The organism is Klebsiella sp. RCJ4 (assembly GCF_009025755.1).
Lineage (GTDB): Bacteria > Pseudomonadota > Gammaproteobacteria > Enterobacterales > Enterobacteriaceae > Klebsiella > Klebsiella michiganensis.
Genome location: NZ_WCIN01000043.1, coordinates 403,588 through 420,507, shown reverse-complemented (window position 1 = coordinate 420,507; position 16,920 = coordinate 403,588). Strand labels below are relative to the sequence as shown.

The following is a 16,920-nucleotide window of genomic DNA, read 5'->3' as shown; positions in this document are numbered from 1 at the left end:
GATTCGAACCTCCGACCGCTCGGTTCGTAGCCGAGTACTCTATCCAGCTGAGCTACGGATGCAAAATGGCGGTGAGGCGGGGATTCGAACCCCGGATGCAGCTTTTGACCGCATACTCCCTTAGCAGGGGAGCGCCTTCAGCCTCTCGGCCACCTCACCACACGCCTCTTACGAGTGCTTCGAAGAACTTGTTTCTGCTCTTCGTCGCTGCGATGGCGCACATATTACTTTCTGGTACTTATAAGTCAAACCTTTTTTCGAGACCTTTTTTTCGTTTGCACACTTCCCGCGCAATTAGCCTGTGAAAACGGCAAAAAGAGTATTTTATCAACAAGAAATTGCTGATTACGCCGCGGCTAACGCAAAAGATAACTGTCGCGGATGCGGAGAAAGAGACAAAAATGAGAGGCTATCGGAGAGGAAAATTGGCAAAAACGGCGGGTGGAAGGAGGCGCCTCACAAAATAGCGAGGCGCGAAAACCTTAGTAACTGGACTGCTGGGATTTTTCAGCCTGGATACGCTGGTAGATCTCTTCACGATGCACGGAGACTTCTTTAGGGGCATTAACGCCAATACGTACCTGGTTACCCTTCACCCCTAAAACTGTCACAGTGACCTCATCTCCAATCATGAGGGTCTCACCAACTCGACGAGTCAGAATCAGCATTCTTTGCTCCTTGAAAGATTAAAAGAGTCGGGTCTCTCGTATCCCGGCATTATCCATCATATAACGCCAAAAAGTAAGCGATGACAAACACCCTACGGTGTAAGCAGTCACGGCATCACATTCTGTTAAACCTAAGTTTAGCCGATATACACAACTTCAACCCGACTTTATCGTTATCAGTGCTTCTCGCGCAAGATGCTGTAATCCGAGAATCACAGCATCTATGCAATTATAGTTATTACAGTTTTGCGCTTACCCAGCCTTTCACACTGGCTAACGCAGCAGGGAGAGCAGACGCATCGGTACCGCCGGCTTGCGCCATATCCGGACGACCGCCCCCTTTACCGCCCACCTGCTGGGCGACCATACCAATCAGTTCCCCGGCTTTAACGCGGTCTGTCACATCCTTAGACACACCTGCAATCAGAGAAACCTTACCTTCTGCGACCGTGGCCAACACGACAATCGTTGAACCCAGCTGATTTTTCAGATCGTCAACCATAGTACGCAGCATTTTCGGCTCAACGCCGGCCAGCTCGCTGACCAGCAGCTTAACGCCGTTAATCTCTTCCGCTTTGCTGGAGAGATTTGCGCTCTCCTGCACGGCAGCCTGCTCTTTCAGCTGCTGCAGCTCTTTTTCCAGCTGACGGCTGCGTTCTAACGCGGCGCGGACTTTGTCACCGAGGCTGTGGGTATCCCCTTTCAGCAGCTGTGCAATATCGCCCAGCAGATCGCTCTGCGCGTGCAGCATCGCCATCGCGCCTTCGCCGGTCACCGCTTCGATACGGCGCACGCCAGCGGCGGTACCGGATTCAGAGGTAATGCGGAACAGGCCGATATCACCGGTGCGCGAGGCGTGCGTACCGCCGCACAGCTCGGTGGAAAAATCGCCCATGCTCAGCACGCGAACGCGATCGTCATACTTCTCGCCAAACAGCGCCATCGCGCCGGATTCACGCGCAGCGTCAATATCCATGATATTGGTTTCGATCGGCAGGTTGCGACGAATTTGCGCGTTCACCAGATCTTCTACCGCACGGATCTCCTCCGGCTTCATCGCTTCAAAATGCGAGAAGTCGAAGCGCAATGCTTTGTCGTTGACCAGAGAGCCTTTCTGCGCAACGTGCGTACCGAGAACCTGGCGCAGCGCCGCGTGCATCAGGTGCGTCGCGGAGTGGTTCAGGCGGATACGCTGGCGGCGAGCCTGATCGACATCGGCCTGCACGGCGTCGCCGACTTTGAGCGAACCGCTGGTCAGTTTACCAATATGGCCAATTGCCTGACCGTACTTCTGCGCGTCGCTGACCTGGAAGGAGAAACCGGAGCCCTTCAGTTCGCCTTTGTCACCCACCTGGCCGCCGGATTCGGCGTAGAACGGCGTCTGGTCGAGGATAACAACCGCTTCCTGACCGGCGTTCACCGCGTCAACCGCTTTACCATCGATAAACAGCGCAGTGACTTTGCCATTCAGTTCCAGGCTGTCATAGCCTTTAAACTCAGAGGCGCCGTCGACGCGGATCATCGCATTGTAGTCCGCGCCAAAGCCGCTGGATTCGCGCGCGCGACGGCGCTGCTCTTCCATCGCGGCTTCAAAACCGGCTTCGTCAACCTTGATGTTGCGTTCGCGGCAAACGTCCGCGGTCAGGTCAACCGGGAAGCCGTAGGTGTCGTACAGGCGGAAAGCGGTTTCGCCGTCCAGCGTGTCGCCCTGCAGTTTAGCCAGCTCTTCATCCAGCAGCGCCAGTCCGCGCTCCAGCGTACGGGCAAACTGCTCTTCTTCGGTCTTCAGCACCTGCTCAACCTGAGCCTGCTGCTGTTTCAGCTCTTCGCCGGCGGAACCCATCACGTCAATCAGCGGGGCAACCAGTTTCCAGAAGAAGGTCTCCTTCGCGCCCAGCATGTTGCCATGGCGAATTGCGCGACGAATGATGCGGCGCAGCACGTAGCCGCGGTTTTCATTCGACGGGATAACGCCATCGGCAATCAGGAATGCGCAGGAGCGAATGTGGTCAGCGATAACGCGCAGCGACTTGTTCGAGAGATCGGTCGCGCCGGTAACCTTCGCCACGCTCTTAATCAGATCGCGGAACAGGTCGATATCGTAGTTGGAGTTGACGTGCTGCAGCACGGCGGCAATACGCTCGAGGCCCATACCGGTATCTACGGACGGCTTCGGCAGCGGTTCCATGGTTCCGTCAGCCTGACGGTTGAACTGCATGAAGACGATATTCCAGATCTCAATATAGCGATCGCCGTCTTCTTCCGGCGTTCCCGGAGGGCCGCCCCAGATATGGTCGCCATGGTCGAAGAAGATTTCGGTGCATGGACCGCACGGCCCGGTGTCACCCATCTGCCAGAAGTTATCAGAAGCAAACGGCGCGCCTTTGTTGTCGCCGATGCGGATAATACGCTCGCGCGGTACGCCAACTTCATTTGCCCAGATATCGAACGCTTCATCGTCGGTTTCGTAGACGGTCACCCACAGTTTTTCTTTCGGCAGGGCGAACCAGTTTTCACCGGTCAGCAGTTCCCATGCGTATTTGATGGCATCCTGCTTGAAGTAATCGCCAAAGCTGAAGTTACCCAGCATTTCAAAGAAGGTGTGGTGACGCGCGGTGTAGCCGACGTTTTCCAGATCGTTGTGCTTACCACCCGCACGAACGCAACGCTGCGCGGTGGTCGCGCGCGAATAATTACGTTTGTCGAGACCAAGGAAAACATCCTTGAACTGGTTCATCCCGGCGTTGGTAAACAGCAGGGTCGGGTCGTTATGCGGCACCAGGGAGCTGCTCGCAACTACCTGATGTCCTTTACTATGGAAAAAGTCGAGAAACGCCTGACGGATCTCAGCGGTGCTCTTGCTCATAATTATCCTGAAATCAAGCTAACGAAATGTCGCTGGCAGCCACTACCCAGTATCGACCGGCAGGCTACTCACGAAAATAAAGTGGGAATAAGATAAGTTTTCTTCACGGGGAAGTAAAATCCCGGATGGGTCAATCTGCAAAATTTCGCCAGATTTCCTGAATATCCTCCATCAGATAGCCGCGGTAGAGCAAAAAGCGCTGAATTTTGACTTTTTCTGCAAATACGCTGGGCAGGGGGTCGCCATATTTTCGCTGCGCCTGCTCTTTGGCAAGCCGCGCCCAGTCGATTTCGCACTCGCGCATGGCTGCCTCTGTCGTCTCGCGGGAGATCCCCTTCTGCTTTAGCTCCTGGCGGACGCGCGCCGGGCCGTACCCCTTGCGGCTGCGGCTGGCAATGAACTGACGGACAAAGCGTTCGTCGTCCAGATAGCGGTTCTCAATGCACCATTCAACGACTTTATCGACCTCTTCCGGCGTCACATCTAACGCTTCAGGGCCGTTTTTGCTCATGACCGGTGCAGCCAGTTTTCGCCTTAGCTCCTGTTCGCTGTGGTCGCGCATTGCCAGAATGCGAATCGCGCGATCCAGCAGCCTGGCGTAGTCAGAGCGGCGGGATGAAGTTTCAGTCACGGTCAGCCTCGCTAATCAAAAAAAGCAAAAGGGCCGCATAAGCGGCCCCTTGTTAGTCTGTTCAGACGATATCAGAAATCTTGTTCGGTTTCCGCTTCGCTGTTGCCATCAACCGCGAAGTCCGGCGTGGAGTCCTGATTGCTCAGCAGCAGCTCACGAACTTTCTTCTCGATCTCTTTTGCCGCAGCCGGGTTCTCTTTCAGCCAGGAGATGGCGTTCGCTTTACCCTGACCGATTTTATCACCGTTATAGCTGTACCATGCGCCGGCTTTCTCAATCAGCTTCTCTTTCACGCCGAGATCGACCAGCTCACCGAAGAAGTTAATCCCTTCGCCGTAGAGGATCTGGAATTCAGCCTGTTTAAACGGCGCGGCGATTTTGTTTTTCACCACTTTAACGCGGGTTTCGCTGCCGACAACGTTGTCGCCCTCTTTCACCGCACCGATACGACGGATATCCAGACGCACGGAGGCGTAGAACTTCAGCGCGTTACCGCCGGTGGTGGTTTCCGGGTTACCGAACATCACGCCAATTTTCATACGAATCTGGTTGATGAAGATGAGCAGGGTGTTGGACTGCTTCAGGTTGCCCGCCAGTTTACGCATCGCCTGGCTCATCATACGCGCCGCGAGGCCCATATGAGAGTCGCCGATTTCGCCTTCGATTTCCGCTTTCGGCGTCAGCGCCGCAACGGAGTCAACGACGATAACGTCTACCGCACCGGAACGCGCCAGCGCGTCACAGATTTCCAGAGCCTGTTCGCCGGTATCCGGCTGGGAGCACAGCAGGTTGTCGATATCGACGCCCAGCTTGCGTGCGTAAACCGGGTCCAGCGCGTGTTCCGCATCGATAAACGCACAGGTTTTGCCTTCGCGCTGCGCGGCGGCGATAACCTGCAGCGTCAGCGTGGTTTTGCCGGAAGATTCAGGCCCGTAGATCTCGACGATACGGCCCATCGGCAGGCCGCCTGCGCCCAGGGCGATATCAAGGGAAAGCGAGCCGGTGGAGATAGTTTCCACATCCATGGAACGGTCTTCACCCAGGCGCATGATGGAGCCTTTACCGAATTGTTTTTCGATCTGGCCCAGTGCTGCCGCCAACGCTTTCTGTTTGTTTTCGTCGATAGCCATTATTACTCCTCTCATGCCGGGTGTAACCGGGTAGTGAATTCTGTTCTGTTGAAGCAATTATACTGTATAGTCATACAGTATCAAGTATTTTGTAGAAATTGTTGCCAGAGGAGATTTAGCGCGTAGGCCGTGGCCTGGCGGCGTACCGACTCGCGGTCTCCGGCAAAGCATTCGCGCCGGGTTACGCCCTGTCCGCTGGCGCTGGCCACGCCAAACCAGACGGTTCCCACCGGCTTTTCCGCGCTGCCACCGTCCGGCCCGGCGATGCCGCTGACCGAAATGGCATAGTCCGCGCGAGCCGCACGCAGCGCGCCGATGGCCATCTCCACCACCACCGGTTCACTCACCGCGCCATGGCTAAGCAGCGTCGCTTCGCTGACGCCAATCATCTGCGATTTCGCTTCATTGCTGTAAGTGACGAAACCGCGCTCAAACCATGCCGAACTGCCGGCGATATCGGTAAGGGTTTTGGCGACCCAGCCGCCGGTGCAGGACTCCGCCGTGGTCACCGTCGCACCGCGCGCTTTCAGCGCCATCCCCACCTGCTCGCTCAGCTGCATTAATTCCGAATCTGTCATTCGTCGCCCCACTTAAGCTGTACAAAGAGGCCATCAAAGATAGCACTTTCAACGGAGATATGGGGACGAGGTAACGAATTTACGAGTCGGCTGGCGAAAAACATCGGCTATGGCCAACGCCGCATTTTCGGATAGCCGCCCGGGGGCGCCGGTGTCACAATTCACCGCACATATAAGGAAGAGTTAAATGAGAGGTTACCAGGAATGGCCAAAGCAACGCTTACCTCAGAGCAGAACGTGAAAAAAATTCGCCAGGTGCGCCTGTACCTGTTTGTATGCGGCACAGTTTCACTGCTAACCGCGCTACTGCATATTTTCACCCGCTCATTCAACCCGCTGTTCGAAGGCGTACAGATCCTGCTGGGCGTGGGCTGTATTGCCAGTGGATTCACATTGAACAAAAAAATCAAGCAGATACTCGCAGAACCATAGCGGCGGATAACCGGCCCATTGCGGGCCGGTTTTTATTTATTTCATACTCGCCGCGATCAGCTCCACGTTGTGACGCAGCATTTTCACGTAGCTGTCCGCCACGCCGCCCGGTTGAGAGAGCGCTTCAGGGTAGAGCTCTCCTCCCGGCTGCGCGCCCGTCGCGCTGGCAATCTGTTTAACCAGTCTTGGATCAAGCTGATTTTCCATAAACCAGGTATGCACCTCGTCGGCTTTAATTTGTCGAATTAATGCCGCCACCTGCGCCGCGCTGGCCTCACTTTCCGAAGATAGCCCCTGCGGCGCGAGGAAAGTCACGCCATAGGCGCGGCCAAAATAGCCGAAAGCATCATGGCTGGTCAGAACCTTACGCTTTGCCTGTGGAATGGCGGTGAACTGGCTTTTAGCCCAGCGATCGATCTCGTTAAGCTGGCTGATATAGCGCTTGCCGGAGGCCTCCAGCGCCAACTTATCTTCCGGGTCGGCTTTCACCAGGCCGTTGAGGATATTCTGCGCGTACAGCGCACCGTTCGCGGCGCTGTTCCACGCATGCGGATCGGTTACCGTTGCGCCATCTTCTTCAAGCGTGTGGGTTTTGACTCCGCGGGAAGCCACCACCAGCTCGCCTTTGAACCCGGATGCTTTAATCAGCCGGTCCAGCCAGCCCTCCAGCCCCAGGCCGTTGACCACCACCACATCGGCGTTGTTCAGCAGCGCGCTGTCTTTCGGCGAGGGCTCGAAGGTATGCGGATCGCCGTCCGGCCCCACTAGCGTATCCACATGCACATGTTCGCCGCCAATCTGCTGCACCATATCGCCCAACACGGAAAAACTGCTCACCACGTTTAGCGTTTTCGCCATCACCCCGTGCGATGCCAGACCCAGCGCCAGCGCCAGCCATATCCCGGTACGTTTCATCATTGTCCTTACCCCATTAATTTACGCCAGCCGACAACCAGCCGGCTGCGCGAGCCAAAAAACACCGATACAAAAAAGAGGCCGCTGGCGGTCAGCACAATGGCGGGTCCGGCAGGCAAATTCGCCGCCCACGACAGGCTCAGCCCCATCCACGCGCAAAAACCGCCCATCAGCGCCGCCAGCAGCAGAATGCCCGGCAGCGTCCGCGCCCAGCAGCGCGCCGCGACCGCGGGCAGCATCATGACCCCCACCGCCATCAGCGTGCCGAGCACCTGAAACCCGGCCACCAGATTGAGCACCAGCAGGGCGAGGAACAGGCCGTGCAGCAGCGCAGGCACTCTTCGCGCGTTCACCTGAAGCCAGACGCTGTCGAAGGCTTCGCTGACCAGGCCGCGATAAAACAGGGCGATGCAAATCAGCGTCAGGCTGGCAACGCCGGTCACAAACAGCGCCGAATCGCGGTCTACCGCCAGAATCGAGCCGAACAGCAGATGCAGCAGGTCGACGTTAGAGCCGCGCAGCGAGACCAGCGTGACGCCCAGCGCCAGGGAGCCGAGATAAAATCCGGCAAAGCTGGCATCCTCTTTTAAAAGCGTGCGTCGGCTGACCCACCCCGCCACCAGCGCCACCGCAATGCCGGCAATAAAACCCCCGACGGTCATCGCCAGCAGCGACATCCCGTTAAGCAGGTAACCCACCGCCACGCCGGGCAAAATCGCATGCGAGAGCGCATCGCCCATCAGGCTCATGCGGCGTAAAAGTAAGAAGACGCCGAGCATGGTCGTGCTCAGGGAGAGCGCCAGGCACACCACCAGCGCGCGGCGCATAAAGCCAAACTCGATAAAGGGCTGAATGAAGGTGTGCCAGATCATGCCAGCCTCGCGGAGTGAAAGGCGGGCAGCACATCAGGCGTACTGCCCCAGCGGGCGCGCTGCGGCGTCAGCAGCATCGTTTCCGGGAAATAGTCGGCGACCCGCTGGTTATCGTGCAGCACCGCCAGAATCGTCTGCCCCTGCTGATGCATTTCCAGGATCAGCGCCATCAGCTCACGGCAGGTGGCTTCGTCGATGCCGGTAAACGGTTCGTCGAGCATCACCAGCGGCGCGCGCTGCACCATCACCCTCGCGAAGAGCATGCGCTGAAACTGGCCGCCGGAGAGCGCCTCAATCGGCGTTTTCGCCATCGCTAGCAGCCCCACCCGCGCTATGGCCGCGACGATACGCTGGCGCACCTCCCCCCCGAGCCCGCGCAGCAACGATACCTGCGGCCAGGCCCCCTGGCTGACGACATCCTGCACCGTGAGCGGAAACTGCGACTCCAGCGCATGCCGCTGCGCCAGCCAGCCGATAACCGGCCGTCCGTCGCGCCAGTTCAGGCGGCCGCTGACCGGCGGGATAAATCCGGCCAGCGTCTTTAACAGCGTCGATTTCCCGCAGCCGTTCAGGCCGACGATAGCCGTCATACTCCCCGTTGCAATCGTGCCGCTAAGGGACGGCGCGATCGCCAGCCCTTCATAGCCAGCCACCAGATGATCGAGCTCTATCATGGCAGCGATACCGCCCACCAGGTTGCCAGCCACAGGGCGGCCAGCAGCACGCCGGCTATCGCCAGCCGGGCGATGCCTGAAGTCATCAATAAGGAAGTCAATGTTTACGCCTCAACAAAACGTTATAACATAACAATATTAAAAGAAGCGCGGAATGTAAATTGGCGTCAACAAAAGGAAATGCTGCAAAATGTTACAGACTCCTCTCCGGACGGAGAGGAGCACAGAAGATGGGGTTACTGCATCCGGGCCTGAGAAACCGCCAGACCGAGCTGCCAGACGGCCATCGCGTAATGGGTGCTGTGGTTATAGCGGGTAATGGTGTAGAAGTTCGGCAGACCGTACCAGTACTGGTAGCCTGTGCCGATATCCAGACGCAGCAGGCTCGCCTGCTGGTGGTTACCCAGCGGCTGAGTCGGGGTAAGTCCCGCCGCCGCCAGCTGCGAGACGCTGTATTTGGTTTTGAACCCATTGTTCAGCCCAGGCGCCTGGCCCAGCGCCTGTACCGCGACCAGATCGCCGCTCACCCAGCCGTGCTGCTTGAAGTAGTTCGCTACGCTGCCGATCGCATCGACCGGATCCCACAGGTTGATATGCCCGTCGCCGTTAAAGTCCACCGCGTACTGCCTGTAAGAAGAGGGCATAAACTGACCGTAGCCCATCGCGCCGGCGAAGGAGCCTTTCAGATCGAGCGGGTCATCCTGTTCGCTGCGCGCCATCAGCAGGAACGTTTCCAGCTCGCTGGAGAAGTATTCTGCGCGGCGCGGATAGTTAAACGACAGCGTCGCCAGCGCATCGAGGATGCGGGTTTTCCCCATCACCCGGCCCCAGCGGGTCTCGACGCCAATAATCCCGACGATAATTTCCGGCGGCACGCCGTAAACCTGGTACGCGCGGTTGAGCGCATCCTGATACTGGTTCCAGAATGCCACGCCGTTCTGCACGTTATCCGGGGTAATAAACTGTTTTTTGTAGCGCAGCCAGGCGCCGTTTGGCCCTGACGGCGGCAGCCCGGTGGGCGCCTGACGGTCCATCAGACGCAGCACATAGTCCAGGCGTTTGGCCTGCGAGAGAATTTGATGCAGCTGCTGTCGGTCGAAGCCGTGCTTGCTCACCATTTTATCAATGAACTGTTCCGCCGCCGGGTTATTGGCGAAATCGCCGCTCATCTCCATCACGTTATGCTGCGGCTCGAGTAAAAAACCGCCCGTGCCGCCCGCCATTTCCTTTTCCGCAGGAGTTTGAGGTTTGCTGCTGCAGGCAGCGAGGAGAACGCACAGGGGGAGTAAAGCCAGGGAACGACGCTTCAACATGGGACATCCATTTAACAAATCGGCAAGGGGTAATTATGGTAAAGCATGCGCCCGCTCACAAGGAAGCGGCGGCAATGTAAATTCTTTTTTATCGCCCTTTTTCCTCTCGCCCCGCCGGATCCTTCGTTTACTCCAGCCACAATATTTCAAAATAAAATATTTATCTTTCATTTTGCGATCAATATAACAATTTAAAACCTTTTAAAATGATTAAAATTATCTGCCAGTTAGCAAGAAAAATAACACGCTGAAGGAGAGAACAATGATTGAAGTCGTTACCCACGGCGCCGAATGGTTTATCGGCCTGTTTCAGAAGGGAGGCGAGGTGTTCACCGGTATGGTCACCGGGATCCTGCCTTTGCTGATCAGTCTGCTGGTGATCATGAACGCGCTGATCAACTTTATTGGTCAGCAGCGGATCGAAAAGCTGGCGCAGCGCTGCGCCGGTAATCCGATCTCCCGCTACCTGCTGCTGCCCTGCATCGGCACCTTCGTTTTCTGTAACCCGATGACCCTGAGCCTTGGGCGCTTTATGCCCGAGAAATACAAACCGAGCTACTACGCGGCGGCCTCCTACAGCTGCCACTCAATGAACGGCCTGTTTCCGCACATCAACCCCGGCGAACTGTTCGTCTATCTGGGGATCGCCAACGGGCTAACCACCCTCGGTCTGCCGTTAGGGCCGCTGGCGGTGAGCTATCTGCTGGTGGGCCTGGTGACGAACTTCTTCCGCGGCTGGGTGACCGACCTGACCACGTCGATTTTTGAGAAAAAAATGGCCATCCAGCTTGAGCAGAAAGTGCATCTGTCAGGAGCGACATCATGACCCGTATTCGCATTGAAAAAGGCGCCGGCGGCTGGGGCGGCCCGCTCGAACTGGACGCCGTTGCCGGTAAAAAGATTGTCTATATCACCGCGGGCACCCGCCCGGCGATCGTCGATAAAATTGCCCGCCTCACCGGCTGGCAGGCGGTCGATGGCTTCAAAGAGGGCGAACCGCCGGAAGCGGAAATCGGCGTGGCGATTATCGACTGCGGCGGCACCCTGCGCTGCGGTATCTACCCGAAGCGCCGCATCCCGACCATTAATATCCACGCGACCGGCAAATCGGGTCCGCTGGCGCAGTACATCGTCGAAGACATTTACGTTTCCGGCGTCAAAGAAGAGAACATTTTCGCGCTGGAAGAGGGTCCCTCCCCGGCCCCGCAGGCCGCGCCTGCCCAGCCGGCGGCCCGCGACTATGACACCAGCAAGAAAATAACCGAGCAGAGCGACGGCCTGCTGGCCAAAGTTGGTATGGGGATGGGCTCGGTCGTGGCGGTGCTGTTCCAGGCCGGGCGCGACACCATCGATACGGTGCTGAAAACCATTCTGCCGTTTATGGCCTTCGTCGCGGCGCTGATCGGCATCATCATGGCCTCCGGCATCGGCGACTGGATTGCCCACGGCCTGGCGCCGCTCGCCAGCCATCCGCTGGGCCTCGTCACCCTGGCGCTGATCTGCTCTTTCCCGCTGCTGTCGCCGTTTCTCGGCCCCGGCGCGGTCATCGCCCAGGTTATCGGCGTGCTGATTGGCGTGCAGATTGGCCTTGGCAATATTCCGCCGCATCTCGCCCTGCCCGCGCTGTTCGCCATTAACGCCCAGGCCGCCTGCGACTTTATCCCGGTTGGCCTGTCGCTGGCGGAAGCGCGCCAGGACACCGTGCGCGTCGGCGTACCGTCGGTACTGGTGAGCCGCTTCCTGACCGGCGCGCCAACGGTGCTGATCGCCTGGTTCGTTTCCGGATTTATTTACCAATAAGAGGTGCCTGAAGATGACCGTGATTTACCAGACCACCATTACGCATATCGGCGCCAGCGCGGCGATGGCGCTGGACGAGCAGATGCTGATCACCTTCCGCGAAGGCGCCCCGGCCGATATCGAAGAGTACTGCTTTATTCACAACCACGGCGAGCTCTCCGGCGCGCTGGTGCCGGGCGCTGAGCTGCAGCTCGGCGAGCTGCGCTACCCGGTCACCGCCGTCGGCGACGTCGCCGAGCAGAACCTGCGCGAGCTGGGCCATATCACGCTGCGCTTTGACGGCCACCGCGAAGCGGAATTCCCCGGAACCGTACACGTGGCGGGGCCGGTGCCGGAAGGCATCGCCGCCGGCTGCGTACTGAAATTTGTTGCTTAAGTTGTAAGGAGAAAATTATGAATCAGGTTGCTGTTGTCATCGGTGGGGGACAAACCTTAGGGGAGTTTCTGTGTCGCGGGCTTGCCGCAGAAGGCTATCGCGTGGCGGTGGTCGATATTCAGAGCGATAAAGCGACCCGCGTCGCGCAGGCCATCAATGCAGAACATGGCGAAGGCACGGCGTGGGGCTTCGGCGCGGACGCCACCAGCGAAGCCAGCGTGGTCGCCCTCGCCCGCGGGGTAGACGAAATATTTTCCCGCGTCGACCTGCTGGTCTATAGCGCCGGGATCGCTAAAGCGGCGTTTATCAGCGACTTCGCGCTGGGAGATTTCGACCGTTCGCTGCAGGTGAATCTGGTGGGCTACTTCCTCTGCGCCCGCGAGTTTTCCCGCCTGATGATCCGCGACGGCATTAAAGGACGCATCATTCAGATCAACTCTAAATCCGGCAAAGTGGGCAGCAAGCATAACTCCGGCTATAGCGCGGCGAAGTTTGGCGGCGTGGGGCTGACGCAGTCGCTGGCGCTGGACCTCGCGGAGTACGGGATTACCGTGCACTCCCTGATGCTCGGCAACCTGCTGAAGTCGCCGATGTTCCAGTCTCTGCTGCCGCAGTACGCCACCAAGCTGGGGATCCCGGAGGAGCAGGTCGAGCAGTATTACATCGACAAAGTCCCGCTGAAGCGCGGCTGCGATTACCAGGACGTACTTAACGTGCTGATGTTTTACGCCAGTCCGCAGGCTTCATACTGCACCGGGCAGTCCATCAACGTCACCGGCGGGCAGGTGATGTTTTAAACCAGAGGTCCCGGATTGCGCTGCGCTTATCCGGGCTACAAAACCGGCACCCCGCGCCGATCCGTAGCCCGGGTAAGGCGCAACGCGCCGCCTCCGGGGAAATATCGCACACGCCTTAAGGAGACTTTTATGGTTACCGCACTTATCACTATCGCCGCCATCGCCTGGATAACCCAGCTCGCCTTTGGCGGCTGGCAGATCAGGCAGTTCAATCGCGCATTCGATCGGCTGTGCCAGCAGGGACGCGTCGGCGTCGGCCGCTCCTCGGGGCGGTTCAAGCCGCGCGCCGTCGTCGCCATCGCCATCGCCGTCGACGAAAACGACCGCATTCGCGATACGCTGTTAATGAAAGGCCTCACCGTCTTCGCCAGGCCGCAAAAAATTCCCGCCCTCACCGGTAAGCATCTTAAGGAATTGCAGCCTGATGTGATCTTTCCCAATGATCCGCTCTGTCAGAATGCACTATCATTAGCGCTTAATCCGAAACATGGATAATTTCGTTGTGAACGTTAATATCTTGCGAAATTATCATTTCGAAACTTTAAACGCAGGATACAACGCCTATGAAACCACGTCAGCGCCAGGCAGCCATTCTCGAGCACCTGCAATCGCAGGGCAAATGCTCGGTCGAAGAGCTGGCGCAACACTTCGACACCACCGGCACCACCATCCGTAAGGATCTGGTGATCCTTGAGAATGCCGGTACCGTTATCCGCACTTACGGCGGCGTGGTGTTAAATAAAGACGAGGCCGATCCGCCCATCGACCACAAAACGCTGATCAACACCCATAAAAAAGAGCGGATTGCCGAAGCCGCGGTCAGCTTCATTCACGATGGCGACTCGATCATTCTTGACGCCGGCAGTACGGTGCTGCAAATGGTGCCGATGCTCAGCCGCTTCAATAACATTACCGTGATGACCAACAGCCTGCATATCGTCAACGCCCTCTCCGAACTGGATAACGAACAAACCATTCTGATGCCGGGCGGCACGTTCCGCAAAAAATCGGCCTCCTTTCACGGCCAGCTGGCGGAAAACGCCTTCGAACACTTCAGCTTCGATCGACTGTTTATGGGCACCGACGGCATTGATTTAATCGCCGGCGTCACCACCTTTAATGAGGTTTATACGGTCAGCAAAGCGATGTGCAATGCCGCCCGCGAAGTTATCCTGATGGCCGACTCGTCGAAGTTTGGCCGCAAAAGTCCCAATATCGTCTGCGGCCTGGAGAGCGTAGACAAACTGATTACCGATGCCGATATCAGCCCGGAATTTAAGCGGGCGCTGGAAGACAAAGGCATCGAAGTCATTATTACTGGAGAACATCATGAGTAACTTTCTGTTAGAAGCCGGACGCCAGACCCTGATGCTGGAGCTTCAGGAGGCGAGCCGCCTGCCTGAACGCCTGGGCGACGACTTCATCCGCGCGGCGGAAACCATTATCCACTGCGAGGGCAAACTGGTCGTCTCCGGTATCGGTAAATCGGGTCATATTGGTAAAAAGCTGGCCGCCACCTTCGCCAGCACCGGCACCCCGGCATTTTTTGTTCACCCGGCGGAAGCGCTGCACGGCGACCTCGGCATGCTCGACAGCCGCGACGTGATGCTGTTTATCTCTTACTCCGGCAGCGCTAAAGAGCTGGATCTTATCGTTCCGCGCCTGGAGGAAAAATCTATTCCGCTGCTGGCGATGACCGGTAAATCCACTTCACCGCTGGCGCTGGCGGCCAAAGCGGTGCTTGATATTGCCGTAGAGCGTGAAGCCTGTCCGATGCACCTCGCGCCCACCTCCAGCACCGTCAATACCCTGATGCTCGGCGACGCGCTGGCCATGGCGGTCATGCAGGCCCGCGGCTTTAACGAAGAAGATTTCGCCCGTTCGCACCCGGCCGGCGCGCTGGGCGCGCGGCTGCTGAACAAAGTTCACTATCTGATGCGCCGCGACGGCGACGTGCCGCGCGTCGCCAACGACACCAGCGTCATGGACGCGATGCTCGAACTCAGCCGCACCGGCCTGGGGCTGGTGGCGGTCTGCGATGAGCGCAATCACGTGCAGGGCGTCTTTACCGACGGCGACCTGCGCCGCTGGCTGGTGGGCGGCGGCAGCTTACAGGATATCGTCAGCCAGGCGATGACCCGCAACGGCGTCACTCTGCAAGCGGAAAGCCGCGCGATAGAAGCCAAAGAGCGCCTGATGAAGCATAAAATCAGCGCCGCTCCGGTGGTGGATGAAAGCGGCCAGCTGGTCGGCGCGATTAACCTGCAGAACTTTTATCAGGCCGGGAGCCTTTAAGCCCCAGACGCTTCGCCAGCCGGTGCAGGTTGGCGACGTCGAGCCCCAGCGCGCGGGCGGCGGCGGCCCAGCTGCGGCCATTAGCCGCCAGCGCGCTGGCGATCGCTTCGCGCTGGAACGCCTCCGTCGCCTCGCGCAGGCTCACCGCTTCCGCCGCCGGCTGCGGGCTGACGGTCGGCAAGGCCGGCGCTTCCCCGGCCAGCTGAAAATGCTGCGGCTCCAGCACGATATCATTACCCGCCTGCGTCGCCCGCGCCAGCACCACCGCCCGATGAATCGCGTGCTCCAGCTCACGTACGTTGCCCGGCCATGACCAGGCGAGCAGCCTGGCCCGCGTCGCTTCGCTTAAAATCACCTGCGCCAGCCCCATGCGCAAACGGCACTGTTCGCAAAAATAGCCGGCCAGCAGCACCACATCACTTTCCCGCTCGCGCAGCGCCGGAACCGACAGCGGAAACACGCTCAGGCGATGATACAGGTCGGCGCGAAAGCGCCCCTCCACCACCTCCTGACGCAGGTCGCGGTTGGTGGCCGCCAGCACCCGCACATCAACCCGCAGGCTGCGATCGTCGCCGACGCGCTGAATATCGCCATACTGCAGCACCCGCAGCAGCTTGGCCTGGAGCGCCAGCGAAAGCTCGCCAATTTCATCGAGGAACAGCGTCCCGTTGTCCGCCATTTCAAATTTACCGCTGCGGTTGCTGATCGCCCCGGTAAACGCCCCTTTGACGTGGCCAAACAGCTCGCTCTCCGCCACGCTCTCCGGCAGGGCCGCGCAGTTGAGATAGACCAGCGGATTGGCCGCCCGCGGCGACCCCTGATGCACCGCTTTCGCCACCAGCTCTTTGCCGGTGCCGGTCTCGCCGCTAATCAGCACGTTTAAGTCAGAAGCCGCGACGATATCGATCTCTTTTTTCAGCTGCAGCATCGGCGCCGACAGGCCAATCATCTCCTGACGTTCGGCTGCCGGATACACGATAGCCTGCTCCGGCAGCACGTTTTGATTCTCCAGCCGGGCGATCAGCAGCGCGTTATTGAGCGCCCCGGCCACCAGGGCGGCAATCAGGCGCAGCTCCTCGTCGCTGAAGCTGTCAAAACGGTCCGCATCCATGCCGTCGAGGGTGAGCGCGCCGATCAGGGTTTGCCCGGCAAACAGCGGCAGGCCGACGCAGGCGTGCACCTTCAGGCTCTCCTGCCCGGGGATCAGGCCATCGTAAGGGTCCGGCAGATCGCTATCCGCCGGGAAGCGCACCACGTCCCCCGCCCGGGCAATCGCCTCCAGCCGCGGGTGGCCTTCAAGGGCAAAGCGTCGGCCAAGCACGTCCTGGGCCAGGCCATCAATCGCCAGCGGCACAAACTGGTGCGCCTCGTAGCGCAGCAGCGCCGAAGCATCGCAGCCGAGTATCTGCCGCAGGGTGGTAATCAAACGCGAAAAACGGTCGGCATGGCCGAGATCGCTTTGTAAATCAATGGCGATTTTCGCCAGGGCCTCGACGGAGAAACTCATTGTCGCCTCATAGTCATTTTGACACCAAACGTAGTCATATCGACTATTTTAACCATTGTCATTTTG

General features: G+C 58.5%; 18 protein-coding genes and 1 tRNA gene. 8 read left to right on the top strand and 11 right to left on the bottom strand.

The features are described 5' to 3' along the window. Positions 1–66: 66 nt before the first annotated feature. The 6 genes from F8562_RS24885 to pncC form a co-directional block, all read right to left on the bottom strand. Positions 67–159: transfer RNA gene (locus tag F8562_RS24885), tRNA-Ser, on the bottom strand. Positions 160–482: 323 nt separating this feature from the next. Continuing rightward, positions 483–668: a carbon storage regulator CsrA gene (gene csrA / locus F8562_RS24880; protein WP_000906486.1), complete on the bottom strand. Its 186-nt coding sequence runs from the start codon at positions 666–668 to the stop codon at positions 483–485. A gap of 238 nt (positions 669–906) precedes the next feature. Further along, positions 907–3,534: an alanine--tRNA ligase gene (gene alaS / locus F8562_RS24875; RefSeq protein ID WP_014839301.1), complete on the bottom strand. Its 2,628-nt coding sequence runs from the start codon at positions 3,532–3,534 to the stop codon at positions 907–909. 130 nt (positions 3,535–3,664) lie between these two features. Further along, positions 3,665–4,165, bottom strand: a complete 501-nt coding sequence (gene recX / locus F8562_RS24870; protein WP_014226510.1) for a recombination regulator RecX — start codon at positions 4,163–4,165, stop codon at positions 3,665–3,667. Positions 4,166–4,236: 71 nt separating this feature from the next. After that, the gene (gene recA, locus F8562_RS24865; protein ID WP_004104808.1) at positions 4,237–5,295 is read right to left on the bottom strand and encodes a recombinase RecA; all 1,059 of its coding nucleotides are present in this window, start codon (positions 5,293–5,295) and stop codon (positions 4,237–4,239) included. Positions 5,296–5,375: 80 nt separating this feature from the next. After that, on the bottom strand, positions 5,376–5,873 hold the full coding sequence (pncC, locus tag F8562_RS24860; protein WP_014226512.1) for a nicotinamide-nucleotide amidase: 498 nt from the start codon (positions 5,871–5,873) through the stop codon (positions 5,376–5,378). A 204-nt stretch (positions 5,874–6,077) separates the two neighbouring features. Here pncC and F8562_RS24855 point away from each other — a divergent pair, with 204 nt between their 5' ends. Further along, positions 6,078–6,305: a hypothetical protein gene (locus F8562_RS24855; protein WP_014226513.1), complete on the top strand. Its 228-nt coding sequence runs from the start codon at positions 6,078–6,080 to the stop codon at positions 6,303–6,305. A gap of 36 nt (positions 6,306–6,341) precedes the next feature. Here the strand turns inward: F8562_RS24855 and F8562_RS24850 are convergent, their stop codons facing one another. The 4 genes from F8562_RS24850 to mltB all read right to left on the bottom strand — a co-directional run bounded on the left by F8562_RS24850 (position 6,342) and on the right by mltB (position 10,079). Beyond that, complete coding sequence (locus tag F8562_RS24850; RefSeq protein WP_014226514.1) at positions 6,342–7,220, bottom strand: metal ABC transporter substrate-binding protein; 879 nt, start codon at positions 7,218–7,220, stop codon at positions 6,342–6,344. Between the two features lie 8 nt (positions 7,221–7,228). After that, positions 7,229–8,092, bottom strand: coding sequence for a metal ABC transporter permease (locus F8562_RS24845; RefSeq protein WP_014226515.1), 864 nt, complete (start codon positions 8,090–8,092; stop codon positions 7,229–7,231). Then, on the bottom strand, positions 8,089–8,799 hold the full coding sequence (locus F8562_RS24840; RefSeq protein WP_161506263.1) for a metal ABC transporter ATP-binding protein: 711 nt from the start codon (positions 8,797–8,799) through the stop codon (positions 8,089–8,091). Before F8562_RS24840 ends, F8562_RS24845 begins: the two co-directional genes overlap by 4 nt. A gap of 203 nt (positions 8,800–9,002) precedes the next feature. Continuing rightward, positions 9,003–10,079, bottom strand: coding sequence for a lytic murein transglycosylase B (gene mltB, locus F8562_RS24830; protein ID WP_009651581.1), 1,077 nt, complete (start codon positions 10,077–10,079; stop codon positions 9,003–9,005). 262 nt (positions 10,080–10,341) lie between these two features. Here mltB and srlA point away from each other — a divergent pair, with 262 nt between their 5' ends. The 7 genes from srlA (at position 10,342) to gutQ (ending at position 15,347) form a co-directional block, all read left to right on the top strand. Further along, positions 10,342–10,905 carry a PTS glucitol/sorbitol transporter subunit IIC gene (srlA, locus tag F8562_RS24825; protein ID WP_004104818.1) on the top strand — a complete coding sequence of 188 codons (564 nt, stop codon included), beginning with the start codon at positions 10,342–10,344 and terminating at the stop codon, positions 10,903–10,905. Further along, positions 10,902–11,879: a PTS glucitol/sorbitol transporter subunit IIB gene (locus F8562_RS24820; protein WP_014226517.1), complete on the top strand. Its 978-nt coding sequence runs from the start codon at positions 10,902–10,904 to the stop codon at positions 11,877–11,879. Before srlA ends, F8562_RS24820 begins: the two co-directional genes overlap by 4 nt. Before the next feature lie 13 nt (positions 11,880–11,892). Further along, positions 11,893–12,255, top strand: a complete 363-nt coding sequence (gene srlB, locus F8562_RS24815) for a PTS glucitol/sorbitol transporter subunit IIA (RefSeq protein ID WP_004132227.1) — start codon at positions 11,893–11,895, stop codon at positions 12,253–12,255. Positions 12,256–12,272: 17 nt separating this feature from the next. Next, positions 12,273–13,052, top strand: a complete 780-nt coding sequence (srlD, locus tag F8562_RS24810) for a sorbitol-6-phosphate dehydrogenase (protein WP_014226518.1) — start codon at positions 12,273–12,275, stop codon at positions 13,050–13,052. A gap of 129 nt (positions 13,053–13,181) precedes the next feature. Next, a complete protein-coding gene (gene gutM, locus F8562_RS24805; protein ID WP_094909262.1) occupies positions 13,182–13,547 on the top strand; it encodes a transcriptional regulator GutM in 366 nt (121 codons plus the stop codon). Positions 13,548–13,615: 68 nt separating this feature from the next. Beyond that, positions 13,616–14,389 carry a glucitol operon DNA-binding transcriptional repressor SrlR gene (srlR, locus tag F8562_RS24800; RefSeq protein ID WP_004104826.1) on the top strand — a complete coding sequence of 258 codons (774 nt, stop codon included), beginning with the start codon at positions 13,616–13,618 and terminating at the stop codon, positions 14,387–14,389. Then, on the top strand, positions 14,382–15,347 hold the full coding sequence (gene gutQ / locus F8562_RS24795) for an arabinose-5-phosphate isomerase GutQ (protein ID WP_151891951.1): 966 nt from the start codon (positions 14,382–14,384) through the stop codon (positions 15,345–15,347). The genes srlR and gutQ overlap by 8 nt, the downstream gene beginning before the upstream one ends. Here gutQ and norR read toward each other — a convergent pair. Beyond that, a complete protein-coding gene (gene norR / locus F8562_RS24790; protein WP_014226520.1) occupies positions 15,310–16,854 on the bottom strand; it encodes a nitric oxide reductase transcriptional regulator NorR in 1,545 nt (514 codons plus the stop codon). The genes gutQ and norR overlap by 38 nt on opposite strands. Between the last annotated feature and the right edge of the window lie 66 nt (positions 16,855–16,920).